Source organism: Cellulosimicrobium protaetiae, assembly GCF_009708005.2.
In the GTDB taxonomy this organism is placed as follows: Bacteria; Actinomycetota; Actinomycetes; order Actinomycetales; family Cellulomonadaceae; genus Cellulosimicrobium; species Cellulosimicrobium protaetiae.
Genome location: NZ_CP052757.1, coordinates 3,374,348 through 3,392,745 on the forward strand (window position 1 = coordinate 3,374,348; position 18,398 = coordinate 3,392,745).

The window sequence follows — 18,398 nt, forward strand, 5'->3', positions numbered from 1 at the left end:
CGAGCCTAGGGGACGGGGCGGCCGCGCGGGCTCCCGGCACCTGTGACGTGCCCGGCCTCGGCGTGCCCTCGCCGCCGCGTCTCGCGCATGCCCTACAGCCCGTACTCCTCGAGGAACCGCAGCCAGACCTCGCTCACCGTCGGGTACGACGGCACCGCGTGCCACAGGCGGCGCAGCGGGACCTCGCCCACGACGGCGATCGTCGCCGCGTGCAGCATCTCCGCCGCGTCGGGACCGACGAACGTCGCGCCGACCACGACCTCGCGCGCGGCGTCGACGACGAGCTGGGCGCTGCCGGCGTAGTCCTCGGCGCGCACGGCGGCGCCGGACACGTTCGCGAGGGCGTAGCGCACGACCCGCACGTCGATCCCGGCCGCGCGCGCGGACGCCTCGGTGTGCCCGACGGCGGCGACCTCGGGCCGGGTGAAGACGACCTGCGGCGACGCGACGCCGTCGGCGGTCGCCGCGAACCGCGACCACGGCTCGGGCTCGGCCCCGACCGCGGGCGGGCGCTCCCCCGCCGTCGGTGCGCCGTCGACGTCCGGGTCGCCGAAGCGTGCGGCGACGACGTCGCCCACGACCCGGCCCTGGTACTTGCCCTGGTGCGTCGTCGCGACCCGGCCCGTGACGTCGCCTGCGGCGTAGAGCCAGCCGCCCTCGACGCCGGGTGCCAGCCCCTGGACGAGCATCGTGTCGTCCACGTCGAGCGCACGCCCGGGGACGAGCCCAACGGCGTCGACGCCGAGGTCCTGGGTCCGCGGGGCACGGCCCGTCGCGACGAGCACGCGCGCCGCGGTCACGGGTGACAGGTCGGGCCAAGCGTCCGACCCGCCGTCGCCGCCCCGCGGCGACCCGACGGCGGACAGCGTGAGGCGCGCACCGCCGTCGGGCAGGGTCTCGACGGACTCCGTACCCACCCCGATCCGGACGTCGACGCCGAGATCGCGCAGCGACGCCGCGACCGCGTCGCCCGCCCAGGGCTCCGTCCGGCCGAGCAGTGCGCCGCGCGAGAGCACCGTGACGCGCGCGCCGAGGTCGGCGAAAGCGACCGCCATCTCCGTCGCGACGACGCCCCCGCCCACGATCGCGAGCGATTCCGGCACGTCGTCGACGGCCGTCGCCTCGCGGCTCGTCCACGGGTTCGCGTCGGCGAGGCCGGGCACGTCCGGGAGCACGGGGACGCTCCCCGTCGCGACGACCACCGCGTGCCGGGCCGCGAGCCGGCGCGTGCGCGGGAGCCCGTCCGTGTCGGCGTCCGGATCTTCGGGGACGACCTCGACGAGCCGCGGCCCGACGATCCGCCCCAGCCCGCGCACCAGCGCGATGCCCGCGCCCTCGACCCACGAGACCTGACCCGCGTCGTCCCAGTCCGCGACCATCGCGTCGCGGCGGGCGAGCACAGCGGGGACGTCGAGCGCGTCGTCGACGCCGACGCCCGGGACGCCGCGCGCCTCGGCGCGCGCGGCGCCGGGACGCAGGAGCGTCTTGGAGGGGATGCACGCCCAGTACGAGCACTCCCCGCCCACGAGCTCGGCCTCGACGAGCGCGACGCTCAGCCCGGTGCGCCCGGCGCGGTCGGCGACGTTCTCCCCGACGGGCCCGCCGCCGATCACGATCACGTCGTACGTCTCGTCGGGCGTGGTCTCCTGCTGCGGGTCGCTCGTCATGGGCCCATCCTCACGCGGGTGCGGGATCGCCGCTCAGCGGGACGGTCCCGGGTCAGGCGACACGCGCCTCGTCGAGCCGGTCGAGGACCTGCCGCACGGTCTCCTCGACGGTCCACCCGGTCGTGTCGAGGTGCAAGCCACCGGGGGTCTCCCGCGCGGCGGCCGCGAACTCGTCGGGGGTCCAGTCCCCGTACCCCTGCTTGTGGCGGGCCGCGTCGCGCGCGGCGAGCGTCGCGGCGTCGGGCGTGAGCACGACGGCGTAGCACGGGCGGGTCCGCACGCGCGCCGTGAAGCGTCCCAGGTCGGGCCCGAGCAGGATGTCCTGCACGACGGCGAGGACGCCCGCCGCGGCGTACGTGTCAGCGGCCTGCGCCGCGAGCTCCTGCCGCAGGTCGAGCTGGGCGCGGGCCTCGACCGACAGCGGCGGCGCCATCGACGCCTGCCCGCTCACCACGAACCGCCGGAACAGGTCGCCGCGCACGTGCGCCGCGAGCGGGAACGTCCGTGCGAGCGCGTCGGCGACGGTCGACTTGCCCGAGGCCATCCCCCCGGTGACCACGAGGACCGGTGCCGGGATCCCTGCGGAAGCGACAGGGACGTGAGGGGTCGGGGAGGTCATGGCGCGACCGTACGTCGCGCGTCGCGCCCACGGCCACGGGATTGCGGTACGAGGAGACGTCGGCGTGGCGGAGCGGGTTCGCAGACGCGCGGGGACGGCCCGACGTGCGGGTTGCCCCCGGTCCGGGTGGGACCGGGGGCGCCCGTCGTGCGGAGGAGCCGTGCCGCTAGTGCGTGACCGCCTTCTCGGCGCCGGCGCCCGTGAGCGAGCGGACCTCCATCTCGGCGAACTTCTCGGGGTGCGGCTTCTCCTTGCTGAGGAGCGTCCCGAGGATCCCGAGGAGGAACGCGAGCGGGATGGAGACGATGCCGGGGTTGCTCAGGGGGAAGATCGCGAAGTCGATGTCCGTGTTCTTGATCATCGACAGGCTCGCCCCCGTCACCGGGTCGACCTTGCCGGACACGACGGGCGAGAACGCGATGAGCACGACGCACGAGATCAGGCCGCCGTACATGCTCCACAGCGCCCCGGACGTGTTGAACCGCTTCCAGAACAGCGAGTAGAGGATCGTGGGCAGGTTCGCGCTCGCTGCGACGGCGAACGCGAGCGCGACGAGGAACGCCACGTTCTGCCCCTGCGCGAAGATGCCGCCGAGGATCGCGAGGATCCCGATGACGACGACGGTGATGCGCGCGACCTTGACCTCGCCGTCCGGCTTGACCTCGCCCTTCTTGATGACGTTGGCGTAGATGTCGTGGGCGAAGCTCGCCGCCGCGGTGATGGTCAGGCCCGCGACGACGGCGAGGATCGTGGCGAACGCGACGGCGGAGATGAACCCGAGCAGGATCTCCCCGCCGAGCGCGAACGCGAGCAGCGGCGCCGCCGAGTTCACGCCGCCCGGTGCGGCGCTGATCGTCTCCGGCCCCACGAGCGCCCCGGCACCGTAGCCGAGCACGAGCGTGAACAGGTAGAAGATGCCGATGAGCCAGATCGCCCAGACCACCGAGCGGCGGGCCTCCTTGGCCGACGGCACGGTGTAGAAGCGCATGAGGACGTGCGGCAGACCGGCGGTGCCGAGCACGAGCGCCAGGGCGAGGGACAGGAAGTCGAGCTTCGTCGTCTCCGTCGCGCCGTACTGCTTGCCCGGTTCGATGAGCGCCTCGCCACCGGCGCCGGCCTTGTCGATCGCGCCCTGGAGCAGGTCGGAGAGGTTGAAGCCGAACTTCGCGAGCACCCACACCGTCATGACGGCGGCACCCGCGATGAGCAGCACGGCCTTGATGATCTGCACCCAGGTGGTGCCCTTCATCCCGCCGACCAGGACGTAGAGGATCATGAGCGCGCCGACGACGGCGACGACGAGGCTCTGCCCGGCGGTCGAGTCGATGCCGAGCAGGAGGGCCACGAGCCCGCCGGCCCCCGCCATCTGCGCGAGGAGGTAGAAGAACACGACCGCGAGCGTCGCGATCGCGGCCGCCATCCGCACGGGCCGCTGCCGGAGGCGGAACGACAGCACGTCCGCCATCGTGAACTTGCCCGTGTTGCGCAGGAGCTCGGCGACGAGCAGGAGCGCGACGAGCCACGCGACGAGGAACCCGATCGAGTAGAGGAACCCGTCGTACCCGTTGATCGCGATCGCGCCGCAGATGCCGAGGAAGCTCGCGGCGGACAGGTAGTCCCCCGCGATGGCCGTGCCGTTCTGCGGCCCGGTGAACGAGCGCCCGCCCGCGTAGTAGTCCGCGGCGGACTTGTTCTGCCGCGACGCGCGCAGCACGATGACGAGCGTCACGGCGACGAACACGCCGAAGATCGCGACGTTGACGACGGGGTTGCCGACGTCGGTGGCCTCCGCGGCCAGGAGGTGCGCGCTCACAGCTCGTCCTCCTCGATCTCATGGCGCAGCTCGTCCGCTGCCGGGTCGAAGCGCTTGTTGGCCCAGCGCGCGTAGATCATGGTGATCGCGAACGTGGACACGAACTGGCCGAGGCCGAGCAGCAGGCCGACGGTGACGTTCCCCCAGACCTTCGTGCTCATGAAGTCGTGCGCGTAGTTCGCCAGCAGGACGTAGACGAAGTACCAGACGAGGAACAGCGCGGTCATCGGGAACACGAAGTTCCGGAAGCGGCGGCGCAGGTCCTGGAACTCGGGCGAGCGTTGCACGCGCTGGTAGTCGGTCTCGTCGGCGGGCCCCGGTCCGGGGTCGGCCGTCACGTCGGTCATGATGCCTCCGTTGGCTCATTCCGTGGACTGACAGGGCCCGCTCCCCGCAGACGGCCACCTGTCGACGCGACCGCACGCGACACTGCGTGCCCGGGGCGACGTTTGCCCCCGGCACAATGTGCCGGAGATCACTTCTGTCCGCAAGCGTCGCGCCCGGCACGTCCGCATCACGACGCACCGGGCGGTCGCAGGGCTCAGGCGCGCACGTACTCCAGGTCGGTGATGACGCGGCCCGCCTTCTCGCCCTTGCGCTCGAACCCGGTGAGCACGCGGCCCTCGAAGCGGGGCGCCACGCCGCGCGGGCCGTGGACGTTGCGCAGGCCCGGCGCGTCGTCGAGCACGTCGATCATCCGCTCTGCGTACTCGGCCCAGTCGGTGGCGAGCCGCAACGTTCCCCCCGGGCGGGCGCCGTCGCCCTGCTCCGGAGCCCGCAGCACGCGCTCGACGAGCGCCGCGAACGACGGAGCCACGAGGCGCCGCTTGTGGTGGCGGGACTTGTGCCACGGGTCGGGGAAGAACACCCACAGCTCGTCGACGCTCCCCGCGGGCAGCGTCGTGGCGAGCAGCTCGGCCGCGTTCGCCTGGACCAGCCGCACGTTCGTCAGGTCGCGCTGGGAGGCTCGCAGCACGGTCTGCGCGAGACCCGGGGCGTACACCTCGACAGCGAGGAAGTCGGAGCCCGGCTCGCGCTCGGCCGCCGCGACCACGGCCTCGCCCTGGCCCGAGCCGATCTCCACGACGAGGCGCGCGTCACGCCCGAACGTGGCCACGGGGTCCAGCTCGAACGACGGGTCCACCGACGTGCGGGCGACGTCGCGCGGCACGTCGAGCAGGTAGCGGTCCCGGTAGGCGTCCCACGCGCGCTGCTGGCGGGGCGCGAGGCGCCCGCTGCGGCGCACGAACGACACGGGCTGCGTGCGGTAGCGCGGGCGACCGTCGTCGTCGGTCGCCCGGCCGGTCACGGGGTCGTCGAGGGTCTCGGGGGTCGGGTCGGGCACCGCACCAGGGTACGGGCGCCCCGCGCACGCGCGTGCCGCGCGGGGCGCCCGCGGGTCCGTCAGACGTACGCCGCGTAGGCGGGCAGGTCGAGGACGCCGTTGCCGGAGAGGCCGAGCACGATCACCTCGGGCTCGGTCGCGGCACGCGCGTGCGCGATCGCGGCCGCCACGGCGTGCGTCGACTCGGGCGCCGGGATGATGCCCTCGCTGCGCGCGAAGAGCGTGCCCGCGACGAACGCGTCGTCCTGCTCGACGGCGGTCGCCTCCATGAGCCCGAGATGCACCGCGTGCGACACCATCGGCGACATGCCGTGGTAGCGCAGACCGCCCGCGTGGATCGCCGGCGGGACGAAGTCCTTGCCGAGCGTGTGCATCTTGAGCAGCGGCGTGAGGCCCGCGACGTCACCGAAGTCGTACCGGTACTCGCCCTGCGTCAGCGACGGGCACGCGGCCGGCTCGCACGCGACGAGGCGCGTCGTCGTGCCCTCGCGCAGGTTGCGGCCGAGGAACGGGAACGTGAGGCCCGCGAGGTTCGAGCCGCCGCCCGCGCACCCGAACACGACGTCGGGAGCGCCCTCGCCCGCCTCGTCGAGCTGGACGAGCGCCTCCTGGCCGATGACGCTCTGGTGCAGCATGACGTGGTTGAGCACGCTGCCCAGCGCGTAGTGCGCCGCGGGGTCCTTCGCCGCCGTCTCCACGGCCTCGCTGATCGCCATGCCGAGCGACCCCGTCGTGGTCGGGTCGGCCGCGAGCATCGCGCGCCCGGCCTCGGTGAGGTCCGACGGCGACGGGTGGCAGATCCCGCCGTAGACCTCCATCTGGGCGCGGCGGTACGGCTTGGCGTCGTAGGACGCGCGCACCTGCCACACCTCGACGTCGAGCCCGAGCAGCGCGCCCGCGAACGACAGCGCCGCGCCCCACTGGCCCGCTCCCGTCTCGGTGGTCAGCTTCGTGGTGCCCTCGAGCGCGTTGTAGTACGCCTGCGCGACGGCGGTGTTCGGCTTGTGCGAGCCGACCGGGCTCACGCCCTCGTACTTGTAGTAGATCCGGGCCGGGGTGCCCAGGGCCCGCTCGAGGCGCCGCGCGCGCACGAGCGGCGACGGCCGCCACAGCGCGTAGATCTCGCGGATCGTCTGCGGGATCTCGACGTAGCGCTCGGTCGTCACCTCCTGCTGGACGAGCGCGAGCGGGAACAGCGGCGCGAGGTCGTCGGGCGTGAGCGGCTCGCGCGTGCCGGGGTGCAGGTGCGGGGGCACCGGCTCGGGCAGGTCCGCCGCGAGGTTGTACCAGTGCGTCGGGACCGTCGAGGGCACCTCGGCACCGGTCGGTTCGAGGGACCGGACGGGGACAGGAGACTGCTGTGTCGTCATTCTGGGGCTCCAGCTCAGGGGTGCTCGGGAGCGCGCGGGGCGCTCGGGAGGAGGGGCCGCTGGGCCGACGACGCGTGCACCGGGGTCCGCCGAGTCCGCCCACGTCGTCGGGGCACGGCCGGATGAGGCGGCCGTCAGGCGGCCGGCCACCAGGGGGTCACGGACGGGTGGGTCACGACGCCGACCCTACCCCGGTGCGGACGGCGGGGACCACCGACCCCCGGCACCGTGCGGGGACCACCGGCGCCGACGTCGGGACGATCGGCTCTCGCGCGTGTCGGGCCCCGGTCGATGGGATGGGAGCAGGACGCCGGACGACGGCAGTGCCGGCGCGGACGGAAGGAGCCGTCATGGTCAGCAACCACGTTCCCGGCCGGTTCGAGGGCCGCACCGCGATCGTCACCGGCGCGGGCGCCGGCATCGGGCGCGCGACGGTGGAGCGGCTGCTCGCGGAGGGCGCGCGCGTCGTCGCGACCGACGTCCGGGAGGACCGCCTGGACAAGCTCGTCGCCGACGTCGGGACCGACGCCCTCGTGACGGTCGCGGGCGACGTGAGCGCGCAGACGACGGTCGACGCGGTCGTCGCCGCCGCGGACGGCCGCGTGGACGCGCTCGCCAACGTCGCGGGCATCATGGACGGCTTCCTGCCGACCGCGGAGCTCGACGACTCGACGTGGGACCTAGTCCTGGCCGTCAACGTCACGGCCGTCATGCGGCTCACGCGCGCGGTGCTGCCCCTCATGCTCGACGCCGGGAGGGGCTCGATCGTCAACGTCGGGTCCGAGGCGGGCACGCGTGCCTCGGCCTCGGGCACCGCCTACGCGACGTCGAAGCACGCGATCGTCGGCTTCACGAAGAGTACGGCCTTCTTCTACACCCCGCAGGGCGTGCGGGCGAACGTCGTCGCGCCGGGGGCCGTCGCGACGAGCATCGAGGCGCCCTTCCGCTCGCAGTACGCCGGCGAGCGGCTCGGCCCGATCATGGCGACGACCGTCCCGCCCGCCGCGAGCGCCGACGAGCTCGCCGCGGCGATCACGTGGCTCCTCTCGGACGACTCGGCGAACGTCTCCGGCGCCGTGCTGCACAGCGACGGCGGGTGGGCCGCCGTCTGACCACGACGGCTCTCGGGCCGAGAACGAGGACGTGGCCCCCGAACGCGAAGGCTCGGGGGCCACTTCTCACCTCTCGGCGCAGCGTGTCACCGGGTCACCCCGGTCACCCGCGGCGAACGTGTCAGCCGCACGCGAACGCGTCGAACGCGACGTCGCCCGCGAACGTGCGGTCGTCGCCCGTCGCGGTGACGTGCGCCGTGCCCGCGGCCACCTGGGCCGAGCGGACCGGGAACGCCTGGTAGGCCGACGCACCCGGCTGCACGCCGGTCACCGTACGCTCGCCGTAGGGCGTGCTCAGCGTGACGTCGACGGGCACCGTGTCGGCGTTGAGGGCGCGGACCGCGACGAACGCCTTGCCCGCCATGCACTGGCTGCGCGCCGTCGTCTCGACGACGAGCCCGCCCGAGGCCGGGGCCGTCGTGAACGTGCTCACGGGAGAGACCGCGGTGCCGCCGTGCGCGCTCGTCGCCGTGACCAGCCACGCGTGCAGCGTGCCCGGGGCGAGCCCGTCCCAGGCGACCGTCGCGACCTCGCCCGACGGCACCGTGACGCTCCCGATCTCGTCCGCCGGGGCGTAGAGCGACACGGCGTCGGTCTCCAGGCTCGTCACGCGCGACGTCAGGTCGACGGGGACGGTGAAGTCGTCCTCCCCGCCGTCGTAGCGCTGCTCGTCGTCGTACTCGGTCGCGCCGAAGTTCGCGAGCCACGGCGAGTAGGTGTCCACGATCATCTCGGAGCGGTCGACGTCGAACTGCAGCAGGCGCAGGAAGCTCGCGCCGAGGCGCAGACCCTGGTCGGGCGTGTACCCGCCGATCTCCGTGAGCCCGGCCTCCTCGGCCGTGACCTCGTAGAACTGGTAGTCGGCGAGCAGCTCGACGACGCCGCTGCCCTCCGTGCCGACGTCCTGGCGCACGTTGATGCCGACCCCGTGCCGGTGCCCCGCCATGACGAGGAACACGTTCGGGTTGGGCTCGACGACCTTGGCGTGCACGAGGCGGCCGTCGGGCGTCGAGATCTCGGAGTCGCGACCGTCGGGGTTCGCGCTCGGCACGAGGTAGTCGTGCGTGAGGACGATCGCGTTGCGGTCGGGGAACTGCTTCAGGACGCCGTCCGCCCAGGCCGCCTCCTCGTCCGTGACGCCGTACGACAGGTACACCGCGACGAAGTCGAGCCCGCCCGCGCTGAACAGGTCGTAGTGGTTCTGGTTGTCGCCCTCGCGCCACGGGCCGCCGTAGGACGCGTCCTCCCAACCGGCGGACAGCGCCTCGTAGCGGTCCGGCCCGTAGAACTCGTTGAACAGGGCCCCGGGGCCGTTGTCCTGGCCGGTGAGGTTGTCGTGGTTGCCCGCGAGCACGCCGTTGGGGATGTTCGCGTCGTCGAGGATCTTCTGCGCGGAGGAGGAGAACTCGTACTCGCCGCGGATCTGGGCCGCCATCGCGTCGTCCGCCGGGAGCCGGGTGTAGTTCTCGTTGACGTCGCCGGTGTGCGCGGCGTACGCGATGTTGCGCGCCTCGGCGTTGTCCACGACCCACCGCGTGAGGTCCGTGTAGGCCTTCGCCCACACCGCGCGCTCCTCGGCCGTCTCCTGCTCCACCGCGCCCTCGGCGAGGTACTGCGTGTCGGTGAAGTGCACGAGCGAGAAGTCGTAGTCCTCGCGCGGCGCGAAGTCGGTCTCGTCGCGCGAGCCGCCCGCCGCGATGTCGTCCGCGAACGGGTCCGTGCCCGTGACGAGCACGTGGACGGTGCCGTCGTGGTCGGCTCCCGAGCCGAGGACGGCGCTCAGCACCGTCGGCCCCTCGGCCACGCCGCGCCCGGACGCGACCGGCGTCCAGCGCTCCCCGTCCCACACGTGCAGGGTCGCGAGGCGCTGCGGGTCGACGACGCCCTCCCAGCGGACGACCTGGCCCGCGGTGTCACCGTCGGCAGGGATCTCCAGACGCTGGTAGGTCACGTCGCGGCTCTGCGGGGAGTCGAGGGTCGCGTCGTCACCGGGGACGAGCGCGTCGACGGCGGCGGGCTGCTCACCCTCGACGGGCAGCGTGGTCGGGACGCCCGCGCTCTCTCCCTGGGCCACGAGCACGGGGGTCGCGACCCGCGCGCGGGAGAACGTCGCCGTGACGTCCCCCTCGCCCGGTGCCGTGACACGCGCCGAGAGCTCGGTGCTCTCCCCGACGTCCCGCGCACCGTGGGCCGGCGCGAGGTCGGTCGGGACGTCGGGCACGCCGAGGCTGGTGAACGTGATCTCGTGGCTGCTCGCGTTGCCGAGCACGTCGGTCGCGGTGACGACGAGCGCGTGCTCGCCGGCGGGCAGGCCCGGGCCCACGGGGGCACCGATCTCGACCGGCTCGCCGTCGAGCGTGACGTCGGGACCCGACAGGACGCCCGAGGCGTCGACGAGCTCCACGGCGAGGCTCGCCGCGGCGGCGAGGTCCGCCCCGGCAGCCGGGGTGCTCGACGCGATCGCGGGACCGGTGTTGTCGGTCGTCACGGTGCGGCGCGCGACCGCTCCCGTGGCGGTCGCGGACGTGATCGTGTGCTCGCCGTCGGCGAGCGTGGCGGTGTCGACGTCGGCGCGCAGGCCGGTCGCGGGTGCGTCGGCGTCGCGCACGACGTCGAACACGAGGTCGACCTCGCGCGGCTTCGTCGCGCTCGTCCCGCAGTCCCCGTCGCCGAGCGAGTACGACGGCGCGATGCCGACCCCGGTCGCGGTGGCGTCCGTGACGTCCAGCGCGAGACCGGAGACGGCGAAGTCGTCGCGGTTGTCGCCGCACGACGTCGGGTACGTGCCCGTGACGAAGCGGACCGTGTTCCGGCCGGGCAGCAGGTACGCGTTGGGCACGTCGACGCGCACCGTCTCGCTCACGTAGTCGCGGTCGACCAGGTCGATGCGCTGCCCGTTGACGAGCAGGTGGTTCGTGTACCGGGCCTCGATCGAGTTCGACCCCACGGTGAACACGAACTGGGAGGTGCCGGCGCCGTGGGTCGTCACGGTGTCGAGCGGGGTGCCGTCGAGCTCGACCGCCGCGGGGGCGTCGCCGCCCGCGGTCGGGGTCGCCAGGACGGTCTGCGTCCCGACGAGGAGGGCGCCGTCGGCGGGCGTGAGCGCGGGTGCGCCCGGGGCGCCGTTGTTGACCGTCACGGCGCTCGACGCGGTCTCTCCCGCGGCCGTGGTCGCGGTGAGCGTGTGGGCGCCGTTCTCGAGCGTGGTCGTGTCGAGGTCGGCCGCGAGGCCGGTCGTGGCGGCCGGGTCCTGGTCGAGGTCGAACGTGAGGTCCGCCGTGAGGACGCGCGCGGTGTTGGAGCCGCACGACCCGTCCCCGAACGCGTACGAGTACCGGTTGTCCGAGCCGTCCGCAGCCTCGCCGAGCAGCTCGAGCGAGAGGTCGGTCAGGTCGAAGTCGTCGTAGTTGGAGCCGCACGACGTCGTGACCGCGCCGACGACGAACCGCACCTGGTTCTCGCCCTGCACGAGCCACTGCGCCGGGACGTCGAGCGCGACGCGCTCCGAGACCATGTCCCGGTCGAGCTCGAGCCGCTCGCCGTTGACGAGCACGTGGCTGCCGTAGCGCCGCTCGATCGAGTTGCTGCCGACGTCGAAGAGCAGTCGGGCCGTCGCGGGGGTCGCCGCGGCGTCGAGCGGGACGCCGTCCACCGCGAGAGCGGTGACCGGGTCGCCCGCGGCCACGGGGTCGGCGGTCACCGGCACGGTGCCGTCGAGGTACGTGCCGGACGTCGGGCGCAGCTCCGGCTGCGACGCCGCCGCGACGCGCTCCGCGCGCTCCTGCGGCGCGGCTGCGCCCTCGGTGGCGGCGGTGGCGGCGGGGGCGAGGAGGCCGACGACGAGCGTCGCGCCGAGCACTCCCGCGAGCGTGCGTCGTCGGCCGAGCGTGGTGTGGTCGGTGGGCACTGGCGTGTCCATCGTGTGTGTCCCTTCCGTGGTGAACGGGTCGAGGGCGAAGCGGCCTCGTGGACGGTCCGCCGACGCCGGCGAGACGGCCCGCGGCGGCGCGGCACCCGTCCGGCACCCTCCCGGTCGCGGGTGAACACGAGACCGGCCGCAGGCGAACTCCGGCGAAACGGACGGCGACGGTTGCCGCGGGCAGCCTGCGGGGACGACGAAGGCCGCCCACCCGGAGGGTGGACGGCCTGGTCAGGAAGGGTGCGCCATCAGGGACTCGAACCCCGAACCCGCTGATTAAGAGTCAGCTGCTCTGCCAATTGAGCTAATGGCGCGCGAGAGGGAACACTACCAGCGGCCGGGCCACCACCTCGCGCGGAGGTGCGGTGTCCCGCCCGCCGCCCCGGCTCTCGACCGGCGCGGCTCGGGCCGCCCGCGTGCGGACGGCCCGATCGGTGTGGTGCGCCATCAGGGACTCGAACCCCGAACCCGCTGATTAAGAGTCAGCTGCTCTGCCAATTGAGCTAATGGCGCGCGAGAGAAAACACTAGCAGTCGCGGGCGCGCCGGGAAAATCCGTTCCGCCCGTCCTCGTGTGACGTCGGCGACAGCCCGCGGGCGCGCGCCCGCGGGCCACCGTCACAGGTAGAGACCGGTCGGGCCGTCGTCCTCGGCCTCCTGCGAGACACCGTGCACGTCGCGCTCGCGCAGCAGCACGAGGTCCTTCCCGCCGAGCTCGACCTCCGCCCGGTCGTCCGGGTCGAACAGCACGCGGTCGCCCACCGCGACCTGGCGCACGTGCTCACCGGCCGCGACGACGACGGCCCACGCGAGGCGCTTCGGGCCGACGGCGGTCGCGGGGATGACGAGGCCCGCCGAGCTCTGCCGCTCGCTCGCGTCGACCTCGGGGTCGACGAGCAGCCGGTCGTGCAGCATCCGGATCGGCAGGTCGCGGGCCGCGGTCGCGGACGAGGACGGGCGGGACGAGGACGTAGAGGGCGCGGACGTCGTCTTGCTCACAGCCTCCACGCTACCGGTGCCGCGGACCCTCACCTACGCTCGAACCGACACCCTGGCCGGACCGAAGGAGATCCATGTCCACGCGCCTCACCGTCGGCGACACCGCTCCCGACTTCACCCTGCCCGCCGCCGACGGCAGCACCGTCACGCTCTCGGACCTGCGCGGCAAGCACGTCGTCGTCTACTTCTACCCAGCCGCCGGCACCCCCGGCTGCACGACGGAGGCCTGCGACTTCCGCGACAACCTCGCGTCGCTCCAGGGCGCGGGGTACTCGGTGGTCGGCGTCTCCCCCGACCCGGTGGACAAGCTCGCCGCGTTCGTCGAGGCCGAGCACCTGACCTTCCCCCTCGTCTCCGACGAGGACAAGGCGGTCCTGGAGGCCTACGGCGCGTGGGGCGAGAAGAAGCTCTACGGCAAGACCGTCGTGGGCGTCATCCGCTCGACGGTCGTCGTCGGACCGGACGGCACGGTCGAGCTCGCGCAGTACAACGTCAAGGCGACGGGGCACGTCGCGAAGCTGCGCCGCGACCTGGGCATCGACCCGAAGTAGTCGCCGCAGCGAGCGCTGCGTCCTCGCCCGAGCGCTGCGCCCCCGGACACGTCGCCCGGCCGGGGACGCAGCGCTCGCGCCGTAGACTGACCTCCGCGCGCGAGTGGCGTAACTGGCAGCCGCGCCAGGTTTAGGTCCTGGTGTCCTCGGACGTGCGGGTTCGAGTCCCGCCTCGCGCACCACGACGGCCCGCGGACATGTCCGGCGGGACGCGCGATTTGACGTCGGCCCACCGACGTCAGATCCGCCAGTTCCATCCTCCAGTCCAGTCCAGGACGTCGACGTTGACGGTCTCGGTTGACCCGTCGGAGTACACGACGTCGCACGAGAAGAACGACCCGACGGGTGCGATCGCGGCGTCAGGGCACGTCACTTCCGCGCCAGGCAGCTCATACAGCTCCGCGAGGTCGGCCTCGATCTCCTCCTCGACATACTGCGCGTCGTACTCGACTCCACCGAGATAGGAGATGACCGGCGTCGCAGCCAGCGACACGATCCACACGACCACCCACAACGCGGGAATCCACCACGTCTGCTTCGAACGCAGGGTGCGCTGGATCAGGTAGGCGGGGACGAACAGGAACACGGTGATCCACATGCCCGTGCTGATCGCAATGCCCGCACGACGGACGTTCGCGATGTCCCAGAGCGCCAGCAGCGTGTTGACGAGCGCAAGGAGCAGGCCCATCCCCAGCGTGGTGTTGCTGACACCGGACTGGAGCGCGACGATCGACGCGAGAATCCAGAGGATCGGGGCCCCGACCAGCATCCAGGCGGCCACGTTGTCGACCCTCGCCCGCGGAGCAACCTGTGGCGCCATCGCCATCGCGCCGTACGGCAAGAGCGGCGCAGGCTGCCAACCCGTCGACTGCGGTACCGACGTGATCAGTGGCGCGGTCTCGTACGGGTTCGCCACCAGCTGCCCAGGCACGGCTCCTGCGTCGTCGACGTAGAAGATCCACCCTGCTGGTGCCGGTGGCCACGACGGATCCGGGACCCACCCCTGAAACGGGACCCAACCTGCTGGCGGCTGCGGCCAGCCTGGGGGCGGGTTGAAACGCATCGTCGTCGCTCTCCGGGTTCTCACACTCGACACCTCGTGGTGCCGCGGCCATCCAACCAGAACGCGAGAGCTGTTCGTGCTGGTCATCGGGTGAAGTCGCGGAGCGAGCGGCCGGGCTCCGATGAGGCCTGCCGCTCGGTCGGAAGATTCACCCATCGGCCAACTGGACGCCCGTCCAGTTGGCCGACTAGCCTGGCGTCACAGTCGGTGCCCGCACCATTGCCCCCTGCCGGTGCGGGCACCGACTTCTTCCGTCGCGGCGCATCCTGCGCGCGCACGACGGCCTCTGACCGAGACGCGGACGGCCCGGCACCTCGAAGGTGCCGGGCCGTTCGTGTGCGCGAGGGCGGAGCCGGTCAGGCGTCCTGCGCCGGGGAGCCGTCGTTCGCCGCGGCGATCTGGCGGCGGACGTCCTCCATGTCGAGGCCCTTGACGGCGTCCACGACCTGCTTGAGGGCAGGAGCCGGGAGCGCACCGGGCTGCGAGAACACGAGGATGCCCTCGCGGAAGGCCATGAGCGTCGGGATCGACGTGATGTTCGCGGCGGCCGCGAGACCGCGCTCGGCCTCGGTGTCGATCTTGCCGTGCACGACGTCGGGGTTCTCCTCCGACGACGCCTCGAACACCGGGGCGAACATCTTGCACGGGCCGCACCAGTCGGCCCAGAAGTCGACGAGGACGATGTCGTTCTCGGTGATCGTCTGCTCGAAGGTGGACTCGGTGAGCGTCTGCGTGGCCATGCGTGATCCTCCTGGGACGTGGGGTTCTGCCTCGTAGAGCACCGATCCTCGGCCAGGTATTCCCCGCGGCGCCGCGCCGCGTCCCCCGGCAGTCCCGCTGGACCGCGCCCGGGACGTCCCGCGCGCCGTCGAGCCTCTACGCTGCCCCTGTGACGAACGCCACGACCGCACCCCGCCTCTCGCGCGCCACGATCGCGGGCTACGCCGCCGGCTCCGTCGGCACGGGGGGCTTCGGCACCCTGCCCGGGCTCGTGCTGCTCGTGTACCTGACCGACGCGCTCGCCGTCCCCGCCGCGGCGGCGGGGCTCATCGTCACCGGCGCGAAGGTCTGGGACGTCGTCATCGACCCGTTCATCGGCTACGGCTCCGACCGCGACCTCGCCCGCACCGGGTCCCGCCGACGCTTCATGACGATCGGCGCCCTCACGCTGCCCGTGCTCTTCGCGCTGACGTTCGCCGTCCCCTCCGCTGCGGGACCCACGGCCGCCGCGATCTGGGTCCTCGTCGCGTTCCTCCTCGCCGCCACGGCGTTCTCGCTCTTCCAGGTCCCGTACATCGCGCTCCCGGCCGAGCTCGACCCCACCTACGACGGCCGCACGCGCCTGCTCGCGTGGCGCGTCGCCGCGCTCGCGTTCGCCATCCTCCTGTTCGGTGCCGGCGGTCCCGCGTTGCGCGGGGGCGGCGACTCGACGTCGGGCTACCTCGTCATGGGCGTCGTGTCCGGCGTGGTCATCGGCGCGGGCATGCTCGTCGCCTCTCGCGTGGCCCCCCGCGTCGCCCCGCGCAGGCCGGGTGCCCGGGACGGCGGCGCGCCCGGCGGGTCGACGGCGCCCGCCCCTGCCGCCTCGACGTCCGCCGCCCGCGCGTGGGTCCTCGCGGTGCGCGAGGCGGTCGACGCGCTGCGGCGCTCCCGGCCGTTCCGCACGCTGCTCGCCGCGTTCTTCCTCCAGGCGGTCGCCACCGGGCTCATGCTCGCGGGGGCCGCGTACGTCGCGCGCTACGTGCTGCACGACGAGGCCGCGGTGAGCTTCCTGTTCGCTGCCCTCATCGCGCCGGCCCTGCTCTGCATGCCGCTCTGGACCCGGCTCGCGCGCCGCGACGGGAAGGAGCGCGGCTTCGTCGTCGCGACGGTGCTCTTCGCGGTCGCGGCGCTCGGGATGATCCCGCTCCTGTGGGCGCCCGGTGCCTGGGTGTACGCCCCGACGGCGCTCGCGGGGATCGCCTACGCGGGCATGCAGGCGCTCCCGCTCGCGATGCTCCCGGACGTCATCGCGCACGACGCGCGCACGCACGGCGAGGGCCGTGGCGGGGCGTTCAGCGGCGTCTGGACGGCGGGCGAGACGACGGGCATGGCGCTCGGCGCCGCGGTGCTCTCGCTCGTCCTCGGGGTCACGGGCTACGTGTCCACCCGGGCCGGGGAGACCGTCGCACAGCCGGTGGCCGCCGTCGACGGCATCGCCCTGTCGTTCTCTGTCGTCCCGGCGGTCCTCGTGCTGGTGAGCCTCGTCCCGCTCGTGCGGTACGGTCTGCGCAAGGGGGACATCGACGACACAGCACCGGAGCTGCCGCGTGACCACGCCCCCACCGACCGAGCCCACGACTGAGCCCTCCCCGGACCACGCCGAGGCAGGGCCGGACGGCAGCGTCCCGCTGCGCACCGACGGGATCCTCGACCGGCTCGCCACGCTCCGCGCCGCCGACGCCCCGACGCACGGCGGTCGCGTCCTGTCGTACGTCTACGACCCGGGCCTGGCCGAGCTGGACGAGCTCGCCGCCGCTGCCGCGCGCGCGGTCCAGCCGGTCAACGGGCTCGACCCGACGACCTTCACGTCGGTCGCCGTCATGGAGCGCGAGCTGGTCGCGTTCGCCCGTGACATGCTCCGCGGGACGGCCGACGGCCCGGACGCCGTCGTGGGGTCCGTGACGTCCGGCGGGACCGAGAGCTGCCTGCTCGCGGTGAAGATCGCGCGCGACGCGTTCCGGGAGGACCATCCCGGCCTCCGGCCCCGCGTCGTCGCCCCGGTGAGCGTGCACGCGGCGTTCCGCAAGGCCGCGCAGTACCTCGACGTCGCGATCACGCTCGTGCCCGTCGACCCGGCGACCGGCACGCCCGCCGCCGACGCCCTCCTCGCGGAGCTCGACGGAGGCGACGTCGCGCTCGTCGTCGTGTCCGCGCCGTCCTACCCGCACGGCGTCGTCGACCCCGTCGCCGAGGTCGCCGCCGCGGCCGCCGCGCGCGGCGTGCCCGTGCACGTGGACGCGTGCGTCGGCGGCTGGGTGCTCCCGTTCTGGGAGGGCGCGGGCGGTGAGCCCGTCCCCGCGTTCGACTTCTCCGTGCCCGGCGTGACGAGCGTCTCCGCCGACGTGCACAAGTACGGCTACGCCCCCAAGGGCACGTCCGTCCTGCTCGTGCGCGGGCGCGACCGCCAGCGCCGCCAGTTCTTCGCGACCACCGGGTGGCCGGGCTACCCCGTCGTGAACCCCACCACGTCGGGCTCCCGCTCGGCAGCCCCGCTCGCCGCCGCGTGGGCCGTGAGCCAGGCGCTCGGCGTCCCGGGGTACACGGCCCTCACGGCGCGCTGCGTCCGCGCGACGCGAGCCCTGCACGCGGCGGTCGACCGGATCGACGGCCTGCGCGTCGTCGGGCACCCCACCGGTCCCCTGGTCGCCGTGGCGTGCGACGAGTCCGTGCCGCCCGCGCGGCAGGTCGACCCGCACCTGTGGGCGGACGCCGTCCGCTCCCTCGGGTGGGTCCTCCAGCCGCAGCCGGGACTCACGCAGGACGACGGGACCCGCCTGCCGCACACGACCCACCTCACGGTCACGCCCGTGACGGAGGCCGGGCTCGACGGGCTCGTCCCCGCGCTCGTCGCGGGCGCCGACGCGGTGCGCGGCGAGGCCCGCCCCGACGTCAGTGCCGTCCTCGGGGCCCTCGCGGGCGCGTTCGCCCGGCCTGCGGGTGCGCAGGCTGCGGGGCCGAGCGCGGACGCCGTCTGGGAGGCCCTGCTCGCGGCGCTCGGCGCCGACGGCGGGACCGAGCGCCGGGCGACGGGTTCCGTCCTCCCCGACCGCCTCGCCCCGCTCATGGCCGTCATGGAGGTGCTGCCCGCGCCGGTCGCGGAGCGGGCCCTCGTCGAGATCGTCGCCCGCGTCGCCGAGGCACCCGCCTGACCGCCCGAGGGCACCGACGCGCCGCGGGCG

General features: G+C 73.8%; 13 protein-coding genes, 3 tRNA genes and 1 pseudogene. 5 read left to right on the forward strand and 12 right to left on the reverse strand.

All coding sequences use genetic code 11. From position 1 onward, the window contains the following. Positions 1-92 precede the first annotated feature (92 nt). The 6 genes and pseudogenes from FIC82_RS14525 to FIC82_RS14550 form a co-directional block, all read right to left on the reverse strand. On the reverse strand, positions 93-1,667 hold the full coding sequence (locus tag FIC82_RS14525) for a dihydrolipoyl dehydrogenase family protein (RefSeq protein ID WP_154798992.1): 1,575 nt from the start codon (positions 1,665-1,667) through the stop codon (positions 93-95). Positions 1,668-1,719: 52 nt separating this feature from the next. Next, positions 1,720-2,373, reverse strand: a pseudogene (locus tag FIC82_RS14530) (AAA family ATPase); the annotation flags it as partial. Between the two features lie 79 nt (positions 2,374-2,452). Further along, positions 2,453-4,099 (reverse strand): solute symporter family protein, encoded by a 1,647-nt coding sequence (locus tag FIC82_RS14535; RefSeq protein ID WP_168731919.1) that lies wholly within the window; start codon positions 4,097-4,099, stop codon positions 2,453-2,455. Then, on the reverse strand, positions 4,096-4,446 hold the full coding sequence (locus FIC82_RS14540) for a DUF485 domain-containing protein (RefSeq protein WP_154798994.1): 351 nt from the start codon (positions 4,444-4,446) through the stop codon (positions 4,096-4,098). Before FIC82_RS14540 ends, FIC82_RS14535 begins: the two co-directional genes overlap by 4 nt. Positions 4,447-4,640: 194 nt before the next feature. Further along, entirely contained in the window at positions 4,641-5,444 is an 804-nt protein-coding gene (gene trmB / locus FIC82_RS14545; protein ID WP_168731920.1) for a tRNA (guanosine(46)-N7)-methyltransferase TrmB, read from the reverse strand. 59 nt (positions 5,445-5,503) lie between these two features. Further along, positions 5,504-6,814, reverse strand: coding sequence for a TrpB-like pyridoxal phosphate-dependent enzyme (locus FIC82_RS14550; RefSeq protein ID WP_154798996.1), 1,311 nt, complete (start codon positions 6,812-6,814; stop codon positions 5,504-5,506). Positions 6,815-7,164: 350 nt separating this feature from the next. Here FIC82_RS14550 and FIC82_RS14555 point away from each other — a divergent pair, with 350 nt between their 5' ends. Further along, entirely contained in the window at positions 7,165-7,926 is a 762-nt protein-coding gene (locus FIC82_RS14555) for an SDR family NAD(P)-dependent oxidoreductase (protein WP_154798997.1), read from the forward strand. 121 nt (positions 7,927-8,047) lie between these two features. Here FIC82_RS14555 and FIC82_RS14560 read toward each other — a convergent pair whose 3' ends face one another. The 4 genes from FIC82_RS14560 to FIC82_RS14575 form a co-directional block, all read right to left on the reverse strand. Next, complete coding sequence (locus FIC82_RS14560; protein ID WP_154798998.1) at positions 8,048-11,845, reverse strand: metallophosphoesterase family protein; 3,798 nt, start codon at positions 11,843-11,845, stop codon at positions 8,048-8,050. Between the two features lie 241 nt (positions 11,846-12,086). Next, positions 12,087-12,159 (reverse strand) — tRNA-Lys (locus FIC82_RS14565). A 123-nt stretch (positions 12,160-12,282) separates the two neighbouring features. Next, positions 12,283-12,358 (reverse strand) — tRNA-Lys (locus FIC82_RS14570). 104 nt (positions 12,359-12,462) lie between these two features. Beyond that, the gene (locus FIC82_RS14575; RefSeq protein WP_154800334.1) at positions 12,463-12,759 is read right to left on the reverse strand and encodes a GroES family chaperonin; all 297 of its coding nucleotides are present in this window, start codon (positions 12,757-12,759) and stop codon (positions 12,463-12,465) included. Positions 12,760-12,917: 158 nt separating this feature from the next. Here FIC82_RS14575 and bcp point away from each other — a divergent pair, with 158 nt between their 5' ends. Next, positions 12,918-13,394, forward strand: coding sequence for a thioredoxin-dependent thiol peroxidase (gene bcp / locus FIC82_RS14580; protein WP_154798999.1), 477 nt, complete (start codon positions 12,918-12,920; stop codon positions 13,392-13,394). Between the two features lie 97 nt (positions 13,395-13,491). Further along, a tRNA-Leu gene (locus FIC82_RS14585) sits at positions 13,492-13,576 on the forward strand. Between the two features lie 56 nt (positions 13,577-13,632). Here FIC82_RS14585 and FIC82_RS14590 read toward each other — a convergent pair. Next, on the reverse strand, positions 13,633-14,325 hold the full coding sequence (locus FIC82_RS14590; protein ID WP_154799000.1) for a DUF4333 domain-containing protein: 693 nt from the start codon (positions 14,323-14,325) through the stop codon (positions 13,633-13,635). 488 nt (positions 14,326-14,813) lie between these two features. Next, on the reverse strand, positions 14,814-15,197 hold the full coding sequence (gene trxA / locus FIC82_RS14595) for a thioredoxin (RefSeq protein ID WP_141388748.1): 384 nt from the start codon (positions 15,195-15,197) through the stop codon (positions 14,814-14,816). Between the two features lie 149 nt (positions 15,198-15,346). Here trxA and FIC82_RS14600 point away from each other — a divergent pair, with 149 nt between their 5' ends. Together FIC82_RS14600 and FIC82_RS14605 are read left to right on the forward strand one after the other, a co-directional pair. Next, entirely contained in the window at positions 15,347-16,801 is a 1,455-nt protein-coding gene (locus FIC82_RS14600) for an MFS transporter (protein ID WP_168731921.1), read from the forward strand. Continuing rightward, the gene (locus FIC82_RS14605) at positions 16,767-18,368 is read left to right on the forward strand and encodes a pyridoxal phosphate-dependent decarboxylase family protein (protein ID WP_253691194.1); all 1,602 of its coding nucleotides are present in this window, start codon (positions 16,767-16,769) and stop codon (positions 18,366-18,368) included. The genes FIC82_RS14600 and FIC82_RS14605 overlap by 35 nt, the downstream gene beginning before the upstream one ends. The last annotated feature ends 30 nt before the right edge of the window (positions 18,369-18,398 follow it).

Coding starts and splice junctions, on each gene's coding strand:
- FIC82_RS14525 (WP_154798992.1), bottom strand. CDS start 1,667: ATGACGAGCGACCCGCAGCAGGAGACCACGCCCGACGAGACGTACGAC.
- FIC82_RS14540 (WP_154798994.1), bottom strand. CDS start 4,446: ATGACCGACGTGACGGCCGACCCCGGACCGGGGCCCGCCGACGAGACC.
- FIC82_RS14550 (WP_154798996.1), bottom strand. CDS start 6,814: ATGACGACACAGCAGTCTCCTGTCCCCGTCCGGTCCCTCGAACCGACC.
- FIC82_RS14555 (WP_154798997.1), top strand. CDS start 7,165: ATGGTCAGCAACCACGTTCCCGGCCGGTTCGAGGGCCGCACCGCGATC.
- FIC82_RS14560 (WP_154798998.1), bottom strand. CDS start 11,845: ATGGACACGCCAGTGCCCACCGACCACACCACGCTCGGCCGACGACGC.
- FIC82_RS14575 (WP_154800334.1), bottom strand. CDS start 12,759: ATGCTGCACGACCGGCTGCTCGTCGACCCCGAGGTCGACGCGAGCGAG.
- bcp (WP_154798999.1), top strand. CDS start 12,918: ATGTCCACGCGCCTCACCGTCGGCGACACCGCTCCCGACTTCACCCTG.
- trxA (WP_141388748.1), bottom strand. CDS start 15,197: ATGGCCACGCAGACGCTCACCGAGTCCACCTTCGAGCAGACGATCACC.